This is a genomic window from Streptomyces sp. URMC 126, assembly GCF_051386555.1.
In the GTDB taxonomy this organism is placed as follows: Bacteria; Actinomycetota; Actinomycetes; order Streptomycetales; family Streptomycetaceae; genus Streptomyces.
Genome location: NZ_JBPQTX010000851.1, coordinates 1 through 275, shown reverse-complemented (window position 1 = coordinate 275; position 275 = coordinate 1). Strand labels below are relative to the sequence as shown.

1 protein-coding gene is annotated in these 275 nt (G+C 70.2%); it reads right to left on the bottom strand.

What is annotated here, in order from left to right; all coding sequences use genetic code 11:
• Positions 1-275, bottom strand: a 275-nt coding sequence (locus ACSNOK_RS34200) for an undecaprenyl-diphosphate phosphatase (RefSeq protein WP_436784624.1), incomplete at both ends; no start/stop codon positions are given.

The window sequence follows — 275 nt, the reverse complement described above, 5'->3', positions numbered from 1 at the left end:
GTCGTGGAAGCGGGGCTCGTGCAGTCGGCGCTCGATCAGGAGGATGATCGCGCCGCCGACGACCAGCGCCACGGCCACGACCCAGGGCGAGAACAGGACCGCCTTCATGAAGTCGTCGAGCAAGAGCCCGAGCACCACCGAGGGAACGAACGCCACGGTGACCGCCAGCACGAAGCGGCGCGCCTCGGGCCGGCTCGGCAGCCCCACCAGCACGCGGATCAGCCTCTGGGCGTAGAGCAGGCACACGGCCAGGATGGCCGCGAGCTGGATCACGA